Raw genomic sequence first — 17086 nt, forward strand, 5'->3', positions numbered from 1 at the left:
TGCGGATGACGGATCATAGCGACAGCTTCAGGTCGAGGCTGGCGGTGCGGGGCTGGCCCGGCGACAGCGAATAGCAGCAGGTGCTGGTCCCGCTGTTCCAGTAGCGCGTGTCGAACAGGTTCTGGACCTGCCCGCGCAGCACCAGCTCGCGCCCGCCCAGCCGAAAGCGATAATCGCCGCCGATCGTCGCCAGCCACACCGCGGGCGTATAGACCGTCCAGTCGCGCGGCTGATTGTTGAAGATCGCCGCCCGCCCCTGATACCGCACCAGCCCGCGCAGGCCGAAACCGGGCAGGAAGGCCGGGTCGTAGGACGCGTCGATCACCGCCGTCGCCCGCGCGACCCCGTGCAACGGTCGCCCGATCAGCCAGCGATTGGTCGCCTGTCGATGCTCGCCATCGACGAAGGTCGCCGATGCGCCGATCGACAGCGGGTCGGCTGGCCGCACCCGCGCCGACACCTCGATCCCCTGGTACCGTTCGATCCCGTCCTGCACGAGCCGGTTGTCGCCGGTCACGAAATTGGCGCCGCGGTCGAGCCGGAACAGCGCGATATTGCCCGAAAACCGCTCCCCTTCCCATTTGGTGCCGATCTCGACCTGCCGGCTCGACAGGGCGGGCAGGATCTCGCCGACATTCTCGTATAGATTGCTGACGATCGTGCCTTCGGACAACGCCTGGATATAGCTGGCATAGACGGTCAGCGCGGTGTCGGGGCGGTAGAGCAGCGCGAAGGTCGGGGTGACGCCGTCGCTGCGATAGTCGCTGGTCTGTTGCCGGGTGCGCCACGCCCACGCCTTCGAATGATAATCGGTATAGCGCGCGCCGGCGATGATCGACACGCGGTCGGCCAGCGTCACCGTGTCGCTGACGAAGGCCGACTTCTCCTCGTTCCAGCCGAGCGGCCGGATTTCCAGGTCGCGGCGATCGTCGAACGTCCAGCGCGCCGGCACCGGGCGGAAGATGTTGCTGCCCGGCTGGAAGGTCGCCAGATTCTCGGCATGGCGGCCCAGGCTGTCCCGCCAGTCGAAACCCAGGTTCAGCTGGTGCGCGACGCCGAACGTCGCGAACTTCCCCTCGACGAACAGCGACCCCAACCGGTTGCGAAACACGTTACGCCCGTTGAACAGCCGCAGCGCATAATCCCCCGCCCGGTTGAACAACATGATCCGCTCATACGGCAACCGATGATCATTCCCAACCTCGCCGCCGGTCGCGCGGACATACCAGTCGGGATCGATATGCCAGGTAAGGCTGGTGATCGCCGAATAGAGTTTGCCGTCGGTATAGGTGTCGCGCGACGCGAAGCGGGTCCGGCCGCTGACCGGGGCCGGCACCTCGCGGTCGCGATAGGTGGAGACCGCCGGGCTGGCATTGCCGCCGACGACGAAGCTCGGCTCCGCACCATCGATCTCGTTGCGCTGGTAGAAGGCGTCGCCGCGCCAGACCAGGTTGGGCGCAAGGTCGAACCGCAAGGCGAGCGCCGCACCCCGACGCAGGATCTGGCTGTCGGCATAGGTCCGGCCGAATTCCTGTACCGCGTTCAACCGGAACCCGGCCGGGCCGATCGTGTCGCCGATATCGACATGCTGCCGGAACAGCGCCGCCGACTGCCACCCGACATCGAGATCGGCCTTCAGCGTTTCTGTCGGCTTCTTGGTGGCATAGTTGATGACGCCGCCGGGCGCGGCATAGCCGTAGATGAAGCTGCCCGCCCCCTTCAGCAACTGCACCTGTTCGAGGAATTCGGGCGGCGTATCGGCCCCCTGGGCGTCGCGGATCGGCACGCCGTTATAGAGGAACGCGCGCACCGCCGCGCCGCGCACCGTCACCCATTGCGAATGGATATTGTACCGGCTGCCCCCGTCCCGCGTGACGCTGGCGTCGCCGACGAAATAATCGGCGGTGGTCAGCGCGCGCAGTTCCTCGATATCGCCTGCATCGACGGTCGCGATCGAAAAGGGCGTCTCCAGGTTCGACCGCGTGCCGAGCGCACCGCCGCTGATCTGCTTCTTCTGCACGCGGCCATTGACGACGATCAGCCCGTCGGAATCGTCATCGGTGTCCGTGGACGCGGCGGTATCGGCCGATACCGACGTCGCTTCGTCCGGGCCGGCAAAGGCGGGCGGCGCGGCGAGCAAAGCGCTCGCGGCCAACAGACAGGTGCGGTTCTTCATATTTCCCCCGAAAGATGATGGTGATGGTGTCGGTGCAGCCGGCTCAGATTACGGCGGGGCGGCCGGACGCAGCGAACCGACCGCGCACGACCGGCTTTCGGCGGTGACGCGCGTCTCGATGGTCTGGTCGCTATCCGGGCGCGCCTGCACCGCGCGGCGTCGCACCAATACCTGTTCGAGCGAGGATGGCTCCGGCCTCGCCGCCGGCGCAACGCCCGGCACGCTGGCCAGCAGTCCGACCGCCAGAAGCGCGGACAGCAGGACCCGCTGACGGGAACCCGGCCCGTTCGAAGGACGGCAACGCGATACGTCCGGCATGATCTTTCCCCCGCTGATGCCGTCGCTGCCGATTTTCATGAGTGGAGGCGGCGTTCGGTTCGTTGGCCGGCAACGCTATGCTGCACTGCAAAGCTGCGAAAGAAACCATATCTATTTGGTGGGAATGGTGTTGGTTGGGACGACCTGTCGTGGAGATTACACAAATCCTATCGGTCCGATAGATTTTCTTTGGCTCGGTCGGTGACCGCGGTGGGTAAGGAGACGGCCTGCACCATCCCGCGCTGCGGGAGCGAACAAGGGATTCAAGAATGACACAGGGCCGTACCATCGCCCTTTTCGGGGCATCGTTGCTCACGCTCGCGGCGACGTCCGCCTTCGCGCGACAGGCGTCGCAGGACGAACCGGCCGCGCCGACGCCCGCGACGGCCGATGCCGAGGATGCGGGCGACGACATCGTCGTTACCGGCACGCGCACCGCCGGACGGACGCGGCTCGACAGCGCGTCGCCGGTCGACGTGTTGAGCGGGGCAAGTCTCCAGCGGCAGGGTACGACCGAACTCGCCGCCGCGCTGGCGACGGTCGCCCCGTCGATCAATTTCCCACGCCCGTCGGCTAACGACGCGACCGACGCGATCCGCCCGGCGACGCTGCGCGGCCTCGCCCCCGATCAGACGCTGGTGCTCATCAACGGCATCCGCGGGCACAGCTCCGCCAATCTCAACACCAACGGCACCGTGGGCCGGGGGTCGTCGGCGGTCGATCTCAACACCGTGCCGACATCCGCGCTCGACCGGGTCGAGGTGCTGCGCGACGGCGCATCGGCGCAATATGGATCGGATGCGATCGCCGGTGTCGTCAACCTGCGGCTGCGCGAGGCGCGCTCGGGCGGCGGCGCGGGCGTCACCTATGGCTTCTACGACACGCAGATCGATACGGCGAACAACCGGCGCAGCGTGACGGGCGAACCGGTCGTCACCGCCACCGCGTGGCAGGGGTTCGGCTTCGGCAGCGACGGCTTCGTCACCGTGTCGGGTGAATATACCAAGCGGCAGCCGACCAACCGTGCCGATATCGATCGCCGCGTCACGCCCAATCGCGTCACCGGCCGCTATGGCGATCCCGAGGTCGAGCAATATACCGGCTTCGTCAATGCCGGCACGTCGCTGACCGACAATGTCAGCCTGTATGCCTTTGGCGGATATCAGGACCGCGATACGCGCAGCGCCGCGTTCCCGCGCAACGCCAATGCCCAGACCGCGCTCGCCGGCTATGCCAACGGCTTCCTGCCGCTCATCAACACCAAGACCAAGGATATCAACTCGGCGGTCGGGCTGCGTGGTAATTTCGGCGGCTACGATGTCGACCTATCGTTCAGCTATGGCCGCAACACGGTCGATTTCCGCACGCTCAATTCCGCCAACTATGCTTACGGCGCCGCGACGCCGCGCAATTTCTACGACGGACAGGTCGCCTATGACCAATATGTCGCCGGGCTGGACGTGACGCGCAAGTTCGACGTCTTCCAGTCGCTGAACGTCGCCTTCGGCATCGAAGGGCGGCGCGAGGGGTACAAGATCACCCCCGGCGAACCGGCATCCTATGGCTATCCCGCGACCGGCGCGACCGGTGCCGCACCGGGTGCGCAGGGTTTCGGCGGGTTCAATCCGGCCAATGCCATCGAACGCGGCCGGCGCAGCGGCAGCATCTATGCCGATGTCGAGGCGCAGGTGACCGACCGCCTGCTGGTTGGCCTCGCCGGGCGCGGCGAACATTATTCGGACTTCGGATCGACCGCGACGGGCAAGCTGTCGGCCCGCTACGACGTCTCCGACTGGTTCGCGCTGCGTGGGACCGCCTCGACCGGCTTCCGCGCACCGTCGCTGCAACAGCAATATTTCACGCAGATCGCATCGGTCGTCACCAACGGCGTACCCGTGCTGACCGGAACCTTCCCCTCGGTCAGCCCGGTCGGCACGGCGCTGGGCGGGCTGCCGCTCGAACCCGAAAAGTCGACCAGCCTGTCGGTCGGTACCGTCCTGCGCAGCGGCGGGTTCGACCTGACGGTCGATGCCTATCGCATCCATATCCGCAACCAGATCGGCCTGTCGGAGAATATCAGCGCGGCGACGGCAGGATCGGCGGCGGTCGCGACCCAGATCCGCAACCTGCTGGCGGCGACCAATACCGGGGCGAACGCGGCCCGCTTCTTCATCAACGGGCTGGCGAGCACCGCCCAGGGGATCGACGCGGTCGCCCATTACCGGACCCGCACCGAAACGGCCGGCACCTTCGACTTCACCGTCGCCGGCAACATCAACAAGGTCGACGTGACCCGCGTGCCGACCTCCACCGCAACGCTCGACCCGGCACCGACGCTGTTCGCGCGCAGCCGCATCCTGACGCTGGAACAGGGTACGCCGGGCGAGAAGGTGACCGGCACGGTCGACTGGTCGCTCGACCAGCTCGGCGCACTGGCCCGCGTCACCTATTACGGGAACGTCAACCAGCCCGGTACGACGCCGGCCGGCGACGTCCAGACCGGCGGCCGTGCGATCACCGATCTCGAACTACGTTATAGTGGTGCGAAGGGCGCACAGCTGGGGATCGGGGTCAGCAACCTGTTCGACGTCTATCCGCGGGCGACGCCGGCCGCCAACAACTCGACCGGGGTGTTGGGCTTCCCCTATTATTCGCCGTTCGGGTTCAATGGCCGCTACCTCTATGTCCGGGCCGGCCTGAACTGGTAGTCCCGACATGGTTCGGGGCGGGCATGTCCGTACATACCCGCCCCGCCCTGCTGCTGTCGTGATGTGGGTCGAGCGACGCCGCCCGCTCCGCCCGATCAGAACGGTACGTCGTCGTCGAGATCGTCGCCGAAGCCGCCGCCCGAGCCGCCACCGAAATTGCCGCCCTTGTTGCCGCCCGAATTGAACCCGCCGCCGCGCGAGCCCCCCGACGACCCGCCGCCATAGCCGCCGCCCGAACCGCCGCCGAAATCGTCACCGCCGCCAAAGTCGCCACCACCACGGCTCCCGCCGCCGCCCTGACCACCGCCGGGACCGTCGAGCATCGTTAGCACGCTGTTGAAGCCCTGTAGCACGATTTCAGTGCTGTACTTGTCCTGGCCCTGCTGGTCCTGCCATTTCCGCGTCTGCAGCTGGCCCTCGATATAGACCTTCGACCCCTTGCGCAGGAACCGCTCGGCCACGTTGGCAAGGCCTTCGTTGAAGATCGCGACCGAATGCCATTCGGTCTTTTCCTTGCGCTCGCCCGAATTGCGGTCCTTCCACGATTCCGACGTCGCGATGCGCAGGTTCACGACCTTGCCGCCATTCTGGAACGACCGCGATTCCGGGTCGCGGCCCAGATTGCCCACGAGGATGACTTTATTGACGCTGCCGGCCATGGCGCAGTTCTCCGAGAAAGATATAGCTGGGCTTCCTATGCCACCGGGCGGCGCTGCGCCAGTACTTGCCGATGCCGGGGTCGAGGTTCAATGTACCGCGATGGGCGACGTCATCAACCTCAACCGGTTCCGTAAAGGCCGCGACAAGGCCGCGAAGGCGCAGGACGCCGACGCCAATCGCCGCAAGTTCGGCCGGACAAAAGCGCAGAAGGCGGCGGACGACGGCGAAGAGGCACGGCGCAAGGCGCTGCTCGATGGGGTGAAGCGCGAGGACTAGCGCCGGCCGGGCAACACTCGTCATTCCCGCGAAAGCGGGAATCCATTGCCGCGGACGGTCCTGATAGAGGCACTATCGCTGCGTCTATGGACTCCCGCCTTCGCGGGAGTGACGATGCGGTCGGTGGCGTTCCTATCCCAGCCCGAAGGCGACCGCCGTCCAATAGGTTGCTCCGGCCGCGATATAGGCTAGTGCGAAGAGATAGCCGATCATCACCAGCGGCCATTTCCAGCCATTGGTTTCCCGCCGCGCGACCGCGATCGTCGACAGGCACTGCGGCGCGAACACGAACCATGCGAGGAAGGCGAGCGCGGTGGCCAGGCTCCAGCGGCCGCGCAGCCGCCCGCCCAGTTCCTGTGCACCCTGTTCCTCGTCGGCCGCGTCGATCGCATAGACGGTCTGCAGCGCCGACACCGCGACTTCGCGCGCGGCCATCGCCGGGATCACCGCCAGCGACATTTCATGGTTGAAGCCGATCGGCCGCAGCACGACCTCCAGCCCCGACGCGATCCGCCCGGCGATCGAATATTCCGACTGCTTCACCCCCGCCGGCGCGACCGGATAGGAGGTCAGCAGCCACAGCGCGACCGTCACCTGCAGGATGATCGTGCCCGCGCGGCGCAGGAACACATAGGCGCGCTGCCACAGCCCGATGGCGATGTCACGGATCGAGGGCAGCTGATAGCGCGGCATCTCCATCAGGAAACCGCCGCCCACGCCCTTGGTCGCGGTCCGGCGCAACACGAACGCGGCGATCACCGCGCCGAGGATACCGGTCAGGTACAGCACCAGCAGCACCAGCCCCTGCAATCCGACGCCCGGCAGCACCTGCCGCGCCGGGATGAACGCACCGATGATGACCGCATAGACCGGCAGGCGTGCCGAACAGGTCATCAGCGGCGCGATCAGGATCGTCGTCAGCCGTTCCTTGGGATCATCGATCGACCGCGTCGCCATGATGCCGGGAATGGCGCAGGCGAAGGACGACAGCAGCGGAATGAACGCCCGGCCCGACAGGCCGACCCCGCTCATCAACCGGTCCATCAGGAACGCGGCGCGCACCATGTAACCCGACGCTTCGAGCAGCAGGATGAACACGAACAGGATCAGGATCTGCGGCAGGAACACCACGACCGATCCGACGCCGTTGATGACGCCTTCGACCAGCAACGACCGCAGGAAATTATCGGGCAGCGTGGCGGTCGCCTGATCGGCCAGCCAGCCCTGCAGCCCCTCGATCCAGCCGATCGGCGCTTCGGACCAGCTGAACACCGCCTGGAACATCACGAACAGGATAACGAGCAGCAGGATCGGCCCGGCGACAGGATGCAGCGCGACCCGGTCCAGCCCGCGCGTCACGGCGCGCATCCGCGGCTGTTCGACGGTCGCGGCCCGCGCGATCCGGCGTGCTTCGCGCTGGAAATGGCGGATATCGGGATCGACCGACTCGGTGGGCCGGGTACGGGGCGCGGTGCCGAGGATGCCGGAAAGTGCCCCGCGCAGTTCGTCCAGCCCGCGCTTGCGCACCGCGACGGTCGCGACCACCGGCAGGTCCAGCTCGGCGGACAATGCCGCCAGGTCGATCTGCAACCCGTCGCGCGCCGCCATGTCGATCATGTTGAGCGCCAGCACCATCGGCCGGCCCAGCGATTTCAGCTGGAGGACGAAGCGCAGGTGATTGTCGAGATTGGTGGCATCGGCGACGACGATCAGCGCGTCGGGCACCCGTTCCCCCGCCTGCCGCCCCAGCACCACGTCGCGCGTGACCGCTTCGTCTGGGCTGGAGGGATCGAGGCTGTAGGTGCCGGGCAGATCGACCAGCTCGATCGGGCGGCCGTCGTCGAGCGCGAGTCGGCCCGAATGGCGCTCCACGGTGACGCCCGGATAATTGCCGACCTTTTGCCGGGCACCGGTCAGCGCGTTGAACAGCGCGGTCTTGCCGGCATTGGGATTGCCGACCAGCGCAACCAGAGGTGCGGCGTTCACGTCGGGCGTGCCGTCAGCCCGCGAGCGGGGCGACCCGGATCGCCCCCGCGACATGCGCCCGAAGCGCGATCGTCATCCGTCCGATCCGGCAGGCGAGCGGCCCGCCCGACAGCATCGCCCGGTGGAGAAGTTCGATATCGACCCCCTCGTCCAGCCCGAATTCGCGTAGGCGTCGCGCCTCTCCCGGCGACATGCCCTCCCAATCGACCGACGCGACCGTCGCCCGGCAAGTGCGGGGCAGCTGGGTAAGGTGCAGATTGGGCGACAACATTGCGACTAATTAGCAATAAGCATCGCCGGAGGGAAGCGGATTCTTTCGCTGTCGGCGTAGGCGCTTACACCGCCGGGTAGCGCAGTCGGCCGATGAATCGCGACAGGCTGAGCCGCCGTTCGGGATCGCGCGACGACAGGATGCGGCCCTTCATCTTTTCGAAGCGCATGATCCCGTCGATCCGCCGCGAGAGGAATGCGCGGGTATCGGCATGGCCGCCGCTTTCGTCGTCGAGGAACACGGCGATGGTGCTGCCATAGACCGCACCGAGCATCGCCCGCTTGGTGTAATGATTGTAATCGGTCGCCGTGTCGCCGGCCAATCGCCAGATCAGGTCGACCGTCCGCCAGCCGAGCCTGGCCGCCCGCGCGACATTCTGCGGCATGGCGAGGATCGCGAGCGCACGACGCAGCGCCTCCCGCTCGCCCGCCACCGCCGCCAGCCGCGCCTCGACCAGCGCGGTGATGCGCGCGCGAATCTTCATCGTCGCCAGCGTATCGGCACTGACCGCCGCGATCATCCGCGTGTCGATCTCGGCGAACCATGCGTCGATCATCTCGACCGCGCTGCCGGCATAGGCCAGCCGCGCGACGTCGGGATCGGCACCGAAGGTCCGCGCGGCGGCCTCGACCGCCTTGTCGTTCCAGCCGTCGAACGCCGCATTGGCAGCGACCAGCGGCGCGAGAGCGGCGCGCAGTTCGTCGAGCGTCAGGTCGGCAGGTGCCAGCGGGGCCATCGCATCGTCCATCATATCCCCTAGCTAGGGCGCGGACGGCCAAACGGCAACGGCGGAACCGGTGTCGGCGCAAGACGCTATGCCTGCGCCATTCCACGACAAAAGGAACCACCATGTCCGACGCCCGCGAAGCGACGCTCTATCGCATGGTCCTGCCGGACCACATCTGCCCGTTCGGCGTGAAGGCCAAGCAGCTGCTGCAATCGGCCGACTTCACCGTCGACGACCGCATCCTGCGCAGCCGGGAGGAGGTCGACGCCTTCAAGGCGGAACATGGGGTCGACACCACGCCGCAGGTCTTCATCGACGGCAATCGGATCGGCGGCAGCGACGATCTGGAGCAATATCTCGCCCGGCAATAACGGCGACGCCGCCCCGCCGTCACCCGAAGATAGGATTTGGCCTGTCGATCGATCCGCCTATAGGCAGGCCATATCCTATCCCCGGGAGTTTTCATGCCGTTCCGTTCGCTGGTCGCCCAGCCCGCCGATTCACTGCTCCGTCTGATCGGGGCGTTCCGCGCCGATCCCCGTCCCCACAAGATCGACCTCGGCGTCGGCGTGTTTCGCGACGACCATGGCCATACCCCGGTGATGCAGGCGGTGAAGCAGGCCGAGATGCGCCTGATCGCGACGCAGGACAGCAAGGCGTATCTCGGGCCGGAGGGCGACAAGGGTTTCGTCGCGCTGCTCGAACCGCTGGTGTTCGGTGGCGACTTTCCCGCCGATCGCCGCTGCGGGTTGCAGACGCCGGGCGGCACCGGCGCGCTACGCCTCGGCGCGGAGCTGCTGGCCAAGGCCGGGGTGCGCCGCATCCTCGTCGGCCAGCCGAGCTGGGCCAACCATGCGCCGGTCTTTGCCGCCGCCGGTATCGTCGTCGTGCCGCACGCCATGTTCGACATGGCGGCGCAGACCATCGACCTGCCCGCGATCCGCGCCGCCATCGGACAGGCGGAGGCGGGCGACGCGATCCTGCTGCACGGCTGCTGCCACAACCCGACGGGCATCGACCCGACGCAGGACGAATGGCGCGCCATCGCCGATGCCGTCGCCGACAGCCGGCTCGTACCGTTCATCGACCTCGCCTATCAGGGGCTGGGCGACGGCATGGACGCGGATGCAGCGGGCACGCGCATGGTGCTGGACGCCGTGCCGTTCGCGGTCGTCGCCTATTCGTGCGACAAGAATTTCGGGCTGTACCGCGAACGCACCGGCGCGCTGTGGGCGACCACGCCGGATGCGGAGGCCCGCGACATCGTGTTGTCGAACCTGCTGGCGCTTGCGCGCGCCAATTGGTCGATGCCGCCCGATCACGGCGCGGCGGCGGTGCGGATCGTGCTGGAAAATGCGCAGCTCGCCGCCGACTGGCGAGGCGAACTCGACGCGCTGCGCACCCGGTTGCAGGGGCTGCGCGCCGAACTCGCGGCACTGGGACAGGCCGGATCGGTCGATCTCGCCCCGCTGGCGCGCGGCAAGGGCATGTTCGCGACGCTGCCGCTCAACCCCACCCAGATCGAATGGCTGCGCGCGACGCACGGCATCTATATGGCCGGGTCGGGCCGGATCAACATCGCCGGCTTCGCGCCCGGCGACATCGCCCGCTTCGGGGAAGCGCTGGTAGATCTGGGGCGTGCCGGGATCGCCTGACGGTCCATCCGAATCGGTTTCGATCCCCCGGTAAATCCCGTTGCGGCCCTGCATCGGCCGCGATAGCCTGTCCCCGATAACGCTGGGGGGCTTTATGAAACTGGGTCGGGGGATCGCCGTCGCGGGTGCGGCATGGCTGGCATGGGTCGCCGTTCCGGCGGCGGCGCAGGAACGCACCGCGGTCAGGGCCGGGTTCGAACTCCCGCCGGGCAGCGGCAAGACGATCCTCGTCTTCCGCCCCGCCGTTTCGGTCGGCGCACAGTCGACCGGCGGCATGTTCGAACCCAATGGCGACTGGACCGACCAGGCACGCCGCAACATCGAAGCCGCACTGACCGAACAGCAGCAGCGCGTCGGCAACCGCGTGGTGGCGGCACCCGAAAGCTACGGCGCCGATGCCCAGCTGGTCGAGGAATATACCGCATTATTCGCCGCGGTGTCGCAATCGGTGATCGACTATCAGTTCTTCGTCGGCAACCGGCTGCCCACCAAGAAGCGCGACAACAAGGCGAATGTGTTCGACTGGTCGCTGGGCAGCGGCATCGCCGCGCTGCCGGGTGCAAGGGACGCCGACTATGCGCTGTTCCTGTATAACAAGGACGCCTATGGCTCGACCGGGCGCAAGCTGTTGCAGGTCGTGGCGCTGCTGGGACCGGGCATCGCGATCAAGTCGGGCGAGCATGCCGGTTATGCCGGGCTGGTCGACCTGCGCACCGGCGACTTGCTGTGGCTGAACGCCGACAATGCGATGGGCGGCGACGTGCGCACGCCCGAAGGCGCGCAGAAACGCGTCAGCCAGTTGCTGGAGGGACTGCCGGGCAGCACGCCGGCACCCGCGACCGCACCGGTCAACACGGCGCAACGATGAACCGGATCGCGCGGAGCATGGGCGGCGTGTTCGCCCTGCTCGCCGCCGCCGCCGCGCCGGCCGGCGGTCCCGGTGCCGCACCGCTGCCCCCGCCCTATGCCGGGGTCTATCAACCACAGGGCGTCGACGAGATCGGCTTCTGGCGCGAGGCGGACGAGGACGAACGCGCATTGGCCAATGCGTCGGAGGTCATCCGCGACGAGGCGCTCAACGCCTATGTGCGCGGCGTATTGTGCGCGACGGTCGGCAAGGATCGGTGCGGAGCGGCCCGCATCTATATCCTGCGCACCCCCGTGTTCAACGCCAGCATGACGGCGAACGGAACGATGCGGGTGTTCAGCGGGCTGTTGCTGCGGATGCGGAGCGAAGCCGAGCTGGGCGCGATCCTCGGCCATGAATTCGGCCATTTCGAACTGCGCCACGGCGTCCGCATCTTCAAGGCGCGCCGTTCGGGCACCGATCTGCTCAGCTGGGCGGCGGTGCTGGCGTCGATGGGCCCCGGCTATCAGACACGCAACAGCTTCGCCGACCTGCGCTGGTCGGTCTATGGCAGTCTCTATCGCTATGACCGCGACATGGAGCGGGAGGCCGACCTGCTCGGCCTCGGCTATCTCAACGCCGGCACGCTGCGTCCGCAGGCGGCGGCCAGCGTATGGCGCAACGTGATGGCAGAGGGGGAAGCATCGTCGCGCGCCCGTGGCCTGTCGAAACCGCGCTTCGATCAACTGGCCTTTTCCGCATCCCACCCGCCCAGCGCCGAACGCGCGCTGACGCTGGCCGCGCTGGCCGATCCCGGCGGCGATGGCCGGGACGACGGGGCGGAACGCTATGCGGCGGCTCTGGCCCCGTGGCTGCCGATATTCCTCGACGATCAGGTCAAGCTGAACGATTTCGGCGCCAGCGACTTCCTGATCGCCGAACTGGCCGATCGCGGCTGGACCGCACCGCTCTGGCTGGCGCGCGGCGAACTGTACCGGGCACGCGGCAACCCCCGCGACCTCATCAACGCCGCCGAATTCTATACCAATGCGGTCGCCATCGATCCGACGCTGGCCGATGCCTATCGCGGGCTCGGCCTGTCGCTGCTCAAGACCGGCCGCCCGACCGAGGGACGCGCGGCGCTGCGCCGGTACCTCACCCTCAAACCCGATGCGAAGGATGCCGGCATGATCGCCATGCTGGCACCGGCCGAAGCCAGGGAGCCATGACCATGTCCATCCGTCCGATCCGCACCGCCGCGCTGTCGCTGGCGGCCGTCTCCCTGCTGGCCGCGCCGGTCGCCGCCAACGGTTATCGTGAGAAGGGCAAGGCGGTGACGATCGCCGGCACGAAGCTGAGCGTTACGCCCCCGCGCGACTGGAACCTGTTGTCGATCCGCCCGGGCAAGAAGGCGGAAACGTGGACCCTCGACGGTGAGCGGCTGAACGAGATCACCTGGTATGCCGGAATCGAGCCGGACGAACCGCTGATCCGCGAAACCAGCCGCAAGACGAAGCCCCTGCCCCGGCTGAAGCGGGCGACGCTGCTCGCCGAAATTCCCGAGCTGCTGGAAACGACCTATCGCACCGAACGGCAGGTCGCCGATTTCACGCTGACCGCGTCGGCCCCCGACCCGTTCCTCGGACAGCCGGGCATTCGGTTCAGCTATGCCTATGCCGACAACGACCATCTGCCGCGTCGGGGGGAAGCGCGCGCCACGCTGATCGGCGGGCGGCTGTATCTGGCGACGTTCGACGCGCCGCGACAATATTTCTTCGACCGGTCGCTCGGCGATTTCCGGGCGCTGACCGATGCGGCGACCCTGTCCTGACCGAACGCCTTATCGCTCGGGCGAGCGGCGCGCGCTGACGATCACCAGCGCCGCCGCCACCAGGACGGCACCCGCCGCGTCCATCGGCCCCAGCCGTTCGCCATAGGCCAGCCAGCCGATCGTCGCCCCGACCAGCGGCTGCAACAGCAATGCCAGCCCGACGACCAGCGGGCTGAGATGGCCCAGCGCGTAGATCATCAGCCCCTGCCCCGCGATCTGGCTGACCATCGCCAGCGCGAACAACGGCCCCCATTGCTGCGGCAGGATCGTCTCCCCCAGCGCCATGGCGAGCAACAGCAGCGGCAGCACGCCGGCGACGCTCGACAGCGCGAGCGCAGGCAGCGGGGCCATCGTCCGCCGCACGCCGCGCATCGCGATGAAATACACCGCGTACAGCACGCCGGCGAGCAGGCAGAACAGATCGCCTGCCAGATGCCGCGACGACAATTCCGCCGACCGGCCGAGCAGCAGTACGCCACCGATCGCCGCCAGCAACAGCGCCAGCCCCTGCGCCCGCGTCGGCCATTGGCGCATCGCGATAAAGCCATAGAGCGGGAAGATCAGCACCGCGCAATTGCCGAACAGCGTGGCATTGGCCAGCGTCGTGCGGCGAATGCCGATATGCCACGATCCCAGGTCGACCGCGAAGGCCAACCCGCCGATCAGCAGCGGCAGCAGCAGCGCGCGTTTCGGCACCAGGGCGCGGCGATCGCCCCACGACGCAACGATCAACAGCACCGGCAACGCCAGCGCGATCCGCCAGAAACCGGCGGCCACCGGCCCGGTATCGGCCATCCGCACGAACCATGGCCCGAAAGCGAGCGCGATATTCGCGCCCAGCACGGCAACAATCGCCCGGCGCGGCGTTCTTGGGGTCGGCATATAATTTGTTTCAGGCGTTACCGGCTGCATGGCCTCCCCTACCGCCCTATCTTTCGGTCGTCGCCTGCATTTCCTTTAGGCACAGGAGTTTTCGTTATGCCCAGTCTGTTCGACCCCATTACCCTGGGGGTTATTCAGGCCCCCAACCGCGTCCTGATGGCGCCGCTGACCCGTGGGCGCGGCACGCGTGCGCACGTCCCGACCGCGATCATGGCCGAATATTATGCGCAGCGTGCCTCCGCCGGGCTGCTGATCTCCGAAGGAACCGGCATCAGCCGCGAAGGACTGGGCTGGCCCTATGCGCCGGGCCTGTGGACCGACGAACAGGTCGAGGCGTGGAAGCCGATCACCGACGCCGTCCATGCCGCGGGCGGCCGGATCGTGACCCAGCTATGGCATATGGGCCGGGTGGTGCATCCCGACTTCCTCGACGGTGCCGCACCGCTGTCGGCATCGGCGACGACCGCCCCGGGCAAGGCGCATACCTATGACGGCAAGAAGCCCTATGAAGCGGCGCGCGCCGCGACGCTGGACGACATCGCCCGCGTCCTTGACGATTATTCGCGCGCGGCACGCAATGCCAGGGCGGCGGGGTTCGACGGGGTGCAGCTGCACGCGGCAAATGGCTATCTGATCGACCAGTTCCTGCGCGATGGCGCGAACCAGCGCGACGACGCCTATGGCGGTAGCCCGGAAAACCGCATCCGCCTGCTGGGCGAGGTCGTCGACCGCCTGATCGCCGAAGTGGGTGCCGGTCGCACCGCCGTCCGTTTCTCGCCCAATGGCGATACGCAGGGCGTGATCGACAGCGATCCGGCGTCGGTGTTCGTGCCAGCGGCCAAGTTGCTGTCGGACAAGGGCATCGCCTTCCTCGAACTGCGCGAACCCGGCCCCGATGGCACGTTCGGCAGCGCGACCCAGCCGCGCGTCTCGCCCGAGATCCGCAAGGTCTTTGCCGGTCCGCTGGTCCTCAACCAGGACTATGACGGCCCCAAGGCGCAGGCCGAACTGGACGGCGGAGTGGCCGACGCCATCGCCTTCGGTCGCCCGTTCCTGGCGAATCCCGACCTGCCGTTGCGACTGGAACGCGGCGCCGAGCTGAACAAGGACGACATGGCGACATGGTATTCGCATGGTGCCGAAGGGTACACCGACTACCCGACGCTGGAGCGCGAACCCGCCTGATGGGGCGCGCGGATAGCCGGTGGCCCCGCCCCGGCTATCCGCAGCGGATCGTCGCGCTGCCCTGCGTCCGGCAGCGCGGCGCTCCGTCGACCGTCACCATTCCCGACCCCTGCGCGTTGATCTCCGCCGAGTAGCGCGCCCGATAGTGGCTGGTGCCGGTACCTTGGACGTGGACCAGCAGCGCGTCGATCGTCAGCCCCGCGGCGTCGACCGTGCCGGGACCGTTGATCATGAACTGCGCTTCTCCCCCGCGCCCGGCCAGCGCCAGACGGCCCGATCCGATCAGCATGGCATCGAGTCGCCCGGCATCCACTGCGCCGACCTCGATCGATCCGTCCCCGGTGAGCGACAGGCCGACCTCAGCCCCCGCCATCCGCTCCACCCATACCCGGGCGGGGCCGCGTACCGAAACGCCGGCCAGCCGATCACTGGACAGTTCGACCACCAACGGTTCGGTCGACGCCTTGTCGGGCTGGCCGCGATCGTCGCGCGCCGGGGCGACGACCAGCGTCTGCCCCTCGACCCGGACATCGACCGCGTCCAGCGCGCGCGGCGACCCCACGACCCGTCCGCCGATCGCCGGTCCCGCCGCGATACGCACCGTGAACGGCCCGTCGACCTGCACCCGGTCGAACCCGGTCAGCATCAACCGCCGTTCCGCTTCCTGCCGCGGCATGGTAGCGGCAGCCGGGGCGAGCAGGAAGGCGGCGAGCAGCGAAGCGATCATGTGTCCTGCATCCCGCGTCCCCGGCGGCATGGCAAGCGATCGTACGAAAAAGGGGCGACCGTCGCCGGCCGCCCCCGTTTCTTCGGTCCAGACCGTCCGCCGATTCAGGCGGCGGTCTTTTCCTTGTTATAGATCGCCGCGGCGTCGCGCAGGATCTCGATGATCCGCTCCAGCGCCTTCGGCTCGTCGACCTGTTCCATCGCCGCCAGTTCGCGTGCCAGGCGGCTGGCCGCCGCTTCGAAGATCTGGCGTTCGGAATAGCTCTGTTCGGGCTGGTCGTCGGCACGGAACAGGTCGCGGACCACTTCGGCGATCGACACCAGGTCGCCCGAATTGATCTTCGCTTCATATTCCTGGGCGCGGCGCGACCACATGGTGCGCTTGACCTTGGGCTTGCCCTTCAGCGTTTCCATCGCCTCGCGCATCGTCTTGTCGGACGACAGTTTGCGCATCCCGACGCTTTCCGCCTTGTTGGTGGGAACGCGCAGCGTCATGCGTTCCTTTTCGAAGCGCAGGACATAGAGTTCGAGTTGCATTCCAGCGATCTCACTACGCTGGAGTTCGATCACACGGCCGACGCCGTGCTTGGGGTACACGACATAATCGCCGACATCGAAGGACAATGCCTTGGCAGCCATTGGTAACCTTTCCGTGGTCGTCGTCCCGAAAGCATCGCTTGCTGCCAACGCTGGATCCGGCGGCGGCAGGTCAGGGCGATACGGGACGTTGCTAAAGGTGGTCTCCGGGCGGGGCATGAAACTGCCGCCGTCACGTGGGATTATAGCAACGTTGCAACAAAATTACCAGCGCAAAGCCAAATGGCCGGAACCGCTGTTG

The 17086-nt window shown here is 67.4% G+C and carries 17 protein-coding genes; 8 read left to right on the top strand and 9 right to left on the bottom strand.

The window, feature by feature from the left end; genetic code table 11:
* Positions 1-13 precede the first annotated feature (13 nt).
* Positions 14-2176 carry a TonB-dependent siderophore receptor gene (locus MF609_RS03390; protein ID WP_242414889.1) on the bottom strand — a complete coding sequence of 721 codons (2163 nt, stop codon included), beginning with the start codon at positions 2174-2176 and terminating at the stop codon, positions 14-16.
* Positions 2177-2224: 48 nt separating this feature from the next.
* Complete coding sequence (locus tag MF609_RS03395) at positions 2225-2533, bottom strand: hypothetical protein (protein ID WP_242414890.1); 309 nt, start codon at positions 2531-2533, stop codon at positions 2225-2227.
* Positions 2534-2763: 230 nt separating this feature from the next.
* Here MF609_RS03395 and MF609_RS03400 point away from each other — a divergent pair, with 230 nt between their 5' ends.
* The gene (locus tag MF609_RS03400; RefSeq protein ID WP_242414891.1) at positions 2764-5202 is read left to right on the top strand and encodes a TonB-dependent receptor plug domain-containing protein; all 2439 of its coding nucleotides are present in this window, start codon (positions 2764-2766) and stop codon (positions 5200-5202) included.
* 95 nt (positions 5203-5297) lie between these two features.
* On the opposite strand, the gene ssb is transcribed toward MF609_RS03400, so the two are convergent.
* Positions 5298-5861 carry a single-stranded DNA-binding protein gene (ssb, locus tag MF609_RS03405; protein ID WP_242414892.1) on the bottom strand — a complete coding sequence of 188 codons (564 nt, stop codon included), beginning with the start codon at positions 5859-5861 and terminating at the stop codon, positions 5298-5300.
* Here ssb and MF609_RS19970 point away from each other — a divergent pair.
* Positions 5860-6138: a DUF4169 family protein gene (locus MF609_RS19970; protein WP_336943931.1), complete on the top strand. Its 279-nt coding sequence runs from the start codon at positions 5860-5862 to the stop codon at positions 6136-6138. The genes ssb and MF609_RS19970 overlap by 2 nt on opposite strands.
* 132 nt (positions 6139-6270) lie before the next feature.
* Here the strand turns inward: MF609_RS19970 and feoB are convergent, their stop codons facing one another.
* The 3 genes from feoB to MF609_RS03425 all read right to left on the bottom strand — a co-directional run bounded on the left by feoB (position 6271) and on the right by MF609_RS03425 (position 9146).
* The gene (feoB, locus tag MF609_RS03415; RefSeq protein WP_242414893.1) at positions 6271-8124 is read right to left on the bottom strand and encodes a ferrous iron transporter B; all 1854 of its coding nucleotides are present in this window, start codon (positions 8122-8124) and stop codon (positions 6271-6273) included.
* 13 nt (positions 8125-8137) lie between these two features.
* Entirely contained in the window at positions 8138-8395 is a 258-nt protein-coding gene (locus MF609_RS03420; RefSeq protein ID WP_242414894.1) for a FeoA family protein, read from the bottom strand.
* 64 nt (positions 8396-8459) lie between these two features.
* Complete coding sequence (locus tag MF609_RS03425) at positions 8460-9146, bottom strand: COQ9 family protein (RefSeq protein WP_419723048.1); 687 nt, start codon at positions 9144-9146, stop codon at positions 8460-8462.
* Between the two features lie 98 nt (positions 9147-9244).
* Between MF609_RS03425 and MF609_RS03430 the strand changes: the two genes are divergently transcribed.
* From MF609_RS03430 to MF609_RS03450, 5 genes are all read left to right on the top strand, one after another.
* Entirely contained in the window at positions 9245-9493 is a 249-nt protein-coding gene (locus MF609_RS03430; RefSeq protein ID WP_242414895.1) for a glutaredoxin domain-containing protein, read from the top strand.
* 93 nt (positions 9494-9586) lie between these two features.
* A complete protein-coding gene (locus MF609_RS03435) occupies positions 9587-10777 on the top strand; it encodes an amino acid aminotransferase (RefSeq protein ID WP_242414896.1) in 1191 nt (396 codons plus the stop codon).
* A 94-nt stretch (positions 10778-10871) separates the two neighbouring features.
* Positions 10872-11645 (top strand): hypothetical protein, encoded by a 774-nt coding sequence (locus MF609_RS03440; RefSeq protein ID WP_242414897.1) that lies wholly within the window; start codon positions 10872-10874, stop codon positions 11643-11645.
* Positions 11642-12853: a M48 family metallopeptidase gene (locus tag MF609_RS03445; protein WP_242414898.1), complete on the top strand. Its 1212-nt coding sequence runs from the start codon at positions 11642-11644 to the stop codon at positions 12851-12853. Before MF609_RS03440 ends, MF609_RS03445 begins: the two co-directional genes overlap by 4 nt.
* Entirely contained in the window at positions 12850-13455 is a 606-nt protein-coding gene (locus MF609_RS03450; protein ID WP_242414899.1) for a hypothetical protein, read from the top strand. Before MF609_RS03445 ends, MF609_RS03450 begins: the two co-directional genes overlap by 4 nt.
* Positions 13456-13464: 9 nt before the next feature.
* Here the strand turns inward: MF609_RS03450 and MF609_RS03455 are convergent, their stop codons facing one another.
* Positions 13465-14337 carry a DMT family transporter gene (locus tag MF609_RS03455; RefSeq protein ID WP_242414900.1) on the bottom strand — a complete coding sequence of 291 codons (873 nt, stop codon included), beginning with the start codon at positions 14335-14337 and terminating at the stop codon, positions 13465-13467.
* 96 nt (positions 14338-14433) lie between these two features.
* Here MF609_RS03455 and MF609_RS03460 point away from each other — a divergent pair, with 96 nt between their 5' ends.
* On the top strand, positions 14434-15522 hold the full coding sequence (locus tag MF609_RS03460; RefSeq protein ID WP_242414901.1) for an alkene reductase: 1089 nt from the start codon (positions 14434-14436) through the stop codon (positions 15520-15522).
* A 34-nt stretch (positions 15523-15556) separates the two neighbouring features.
* On the opposite strand, the gene MF609_RS03465 is transcribed toward MF609_RS03460, so the two are convergent.
* Entirely contained in the window at positions 15557-16249 is a 693-nt protein-coding gene (locus MF609_RS03465) for a GIN domain-containing protein (protein ID WP_242414902.1), read from the bottom strand.
* Between the two features lie 104 nt (positions 16250-16353).
* A complete protein-coding gene (locus tag MF609_RS03470; protein ID WP_055757298.1) occupies positions 16354-16887 on the bottom strand; it encodes a CarD family transcriptional regulator in 534 nt (177 codons plus the stop codon).
* Positions 16888-17086: the final 199 nt, after the last annotated feature.

This window comes from Sphingomonas panni, from assembly GCF_022664435.1.
Lineage (GTDB): Bacteria > Pseudomonadota > Alphaproteobacteria > Sphingomonadales > Sphingomonadaceae > Sphingomonas > Sphingomonas panni.

Excerpts from the sequence above, each read along its gene's own strand:
- MF609_RS03425 (WP_419723048.1), bottom strand. The coding sequence starts at position 9,146 with ATGATGGACGATGCGATGGCCCCGCTGGCACCTGCCGACCTGACGCTC.
- MF609_RS19970 (WP_336943931.1), top strand. The coding sequence starts at position 5,860 with ATGGCGCAGTTCTCCGAGAAAGATATAGCTGGGCTTCCTATGCCACCG.
- ssb (WP_242414892.1), bottom strand. The coding sequence starts at position 5,861 with ATGGCCGGCAGCGTCAATAAAGTCATCCTCGTGGGCAATCTGGGCCGC.
- MF609_RS03440 (WP_242414897.1), top strand. The coding sequence starts at position 10,872 with ATGAAACTGGGTCGGGGGATCGCCGTCGCGGGTGCGGCATGGCTGGCA.
- MF609_RS03460 (WP_242414901.1), top strand. The coding sequence starts at position 14,434 with ATGCCCAGTCTGTTCGACCCCATTACCCTGGGGGTTATTCAGGCCCCC.
- MF609_RS03395 (WP_242414890.1), bottom strand. The coding sequence starts at position 2,533 with ATGAAAATCGGCAGCGACGGCATCAGCGGGGGAAAGATCATGCCGGAC.
- MF609_RS03445 (WP_242414898.1), top strand. The coding sequence starts at position 11,642 with ATGAACCGGATCGCGCGGAGCATGGGCGGCGTGTTCGCCCTGCTCGCC.
- MF609_RS03390 (WP_242414889.1), bottom strand. The coding sequence starts at position 2,176 with ATGAAGAACCGCACCTGTCTGTTGGCCGCGAGCGCTTTGCTCGCCGCG.
- MF609_RS03400 (WP_242414891.1), top strand. The coding sequence starts at position 2,764 with ATGACACAGGGCCGTACCATCGCCCTTTTCGGGGCATCGTTGCTCACG.
- MF609_RS03470 (WP_055757298.1), bottom strand. The coding sequence starts at position 16,887 with ATGGCTGCCAAGGCATTGTCCTTCGATGTCGGCGATTATGTCGTGTAC.
- MF609_RS03430 (WP_242414895.1), top strand. The coding sequence starts at position 9,245 with ATGTCCGACGCCCGCGAAGCGACGCTCTATCGCATGGTCCTGCCGGAC.
- MF609_RS03420 (WP_242414894.1), bottom strand. The coding sequence starts at position 8,395 with ATGTTGTCGCCCAATCTGCACCTTACCCAGCTGCCCCGCACTTGCCGG.
- MF609_RS03465 (WP_242414902.1), bottom strand. The coding sequence starts at position 16,249 with ATGATCGCTTCGCTGCTCGCCGCCTTCCTGCTCGCCCCGGCTGCCGCT.
- MF609_RS03450 (WP_242414899.1), top strand. The coding sequence starts at position 12,850 with ATGACCATGTCCATCCGTCCGATCCGCACCGCCGCGCTGTCGCTGGCG.
- MF609_RS03435 (WP_242414896.1), top strand. The coding sequence starts at position 9,587 with ATGCCGTTCCGTTCGCTGGTCGCCCAGCCCGCCGATTCACTGCTCCGT.
- MF609_RS03455 (WP_242414900.1), bottom strand. The coding sequence starts at position 14,337 with ATGCCGACCCCAAGAACGCCGCGCCGGGCGATTGTTGCCGTGCTGGGC.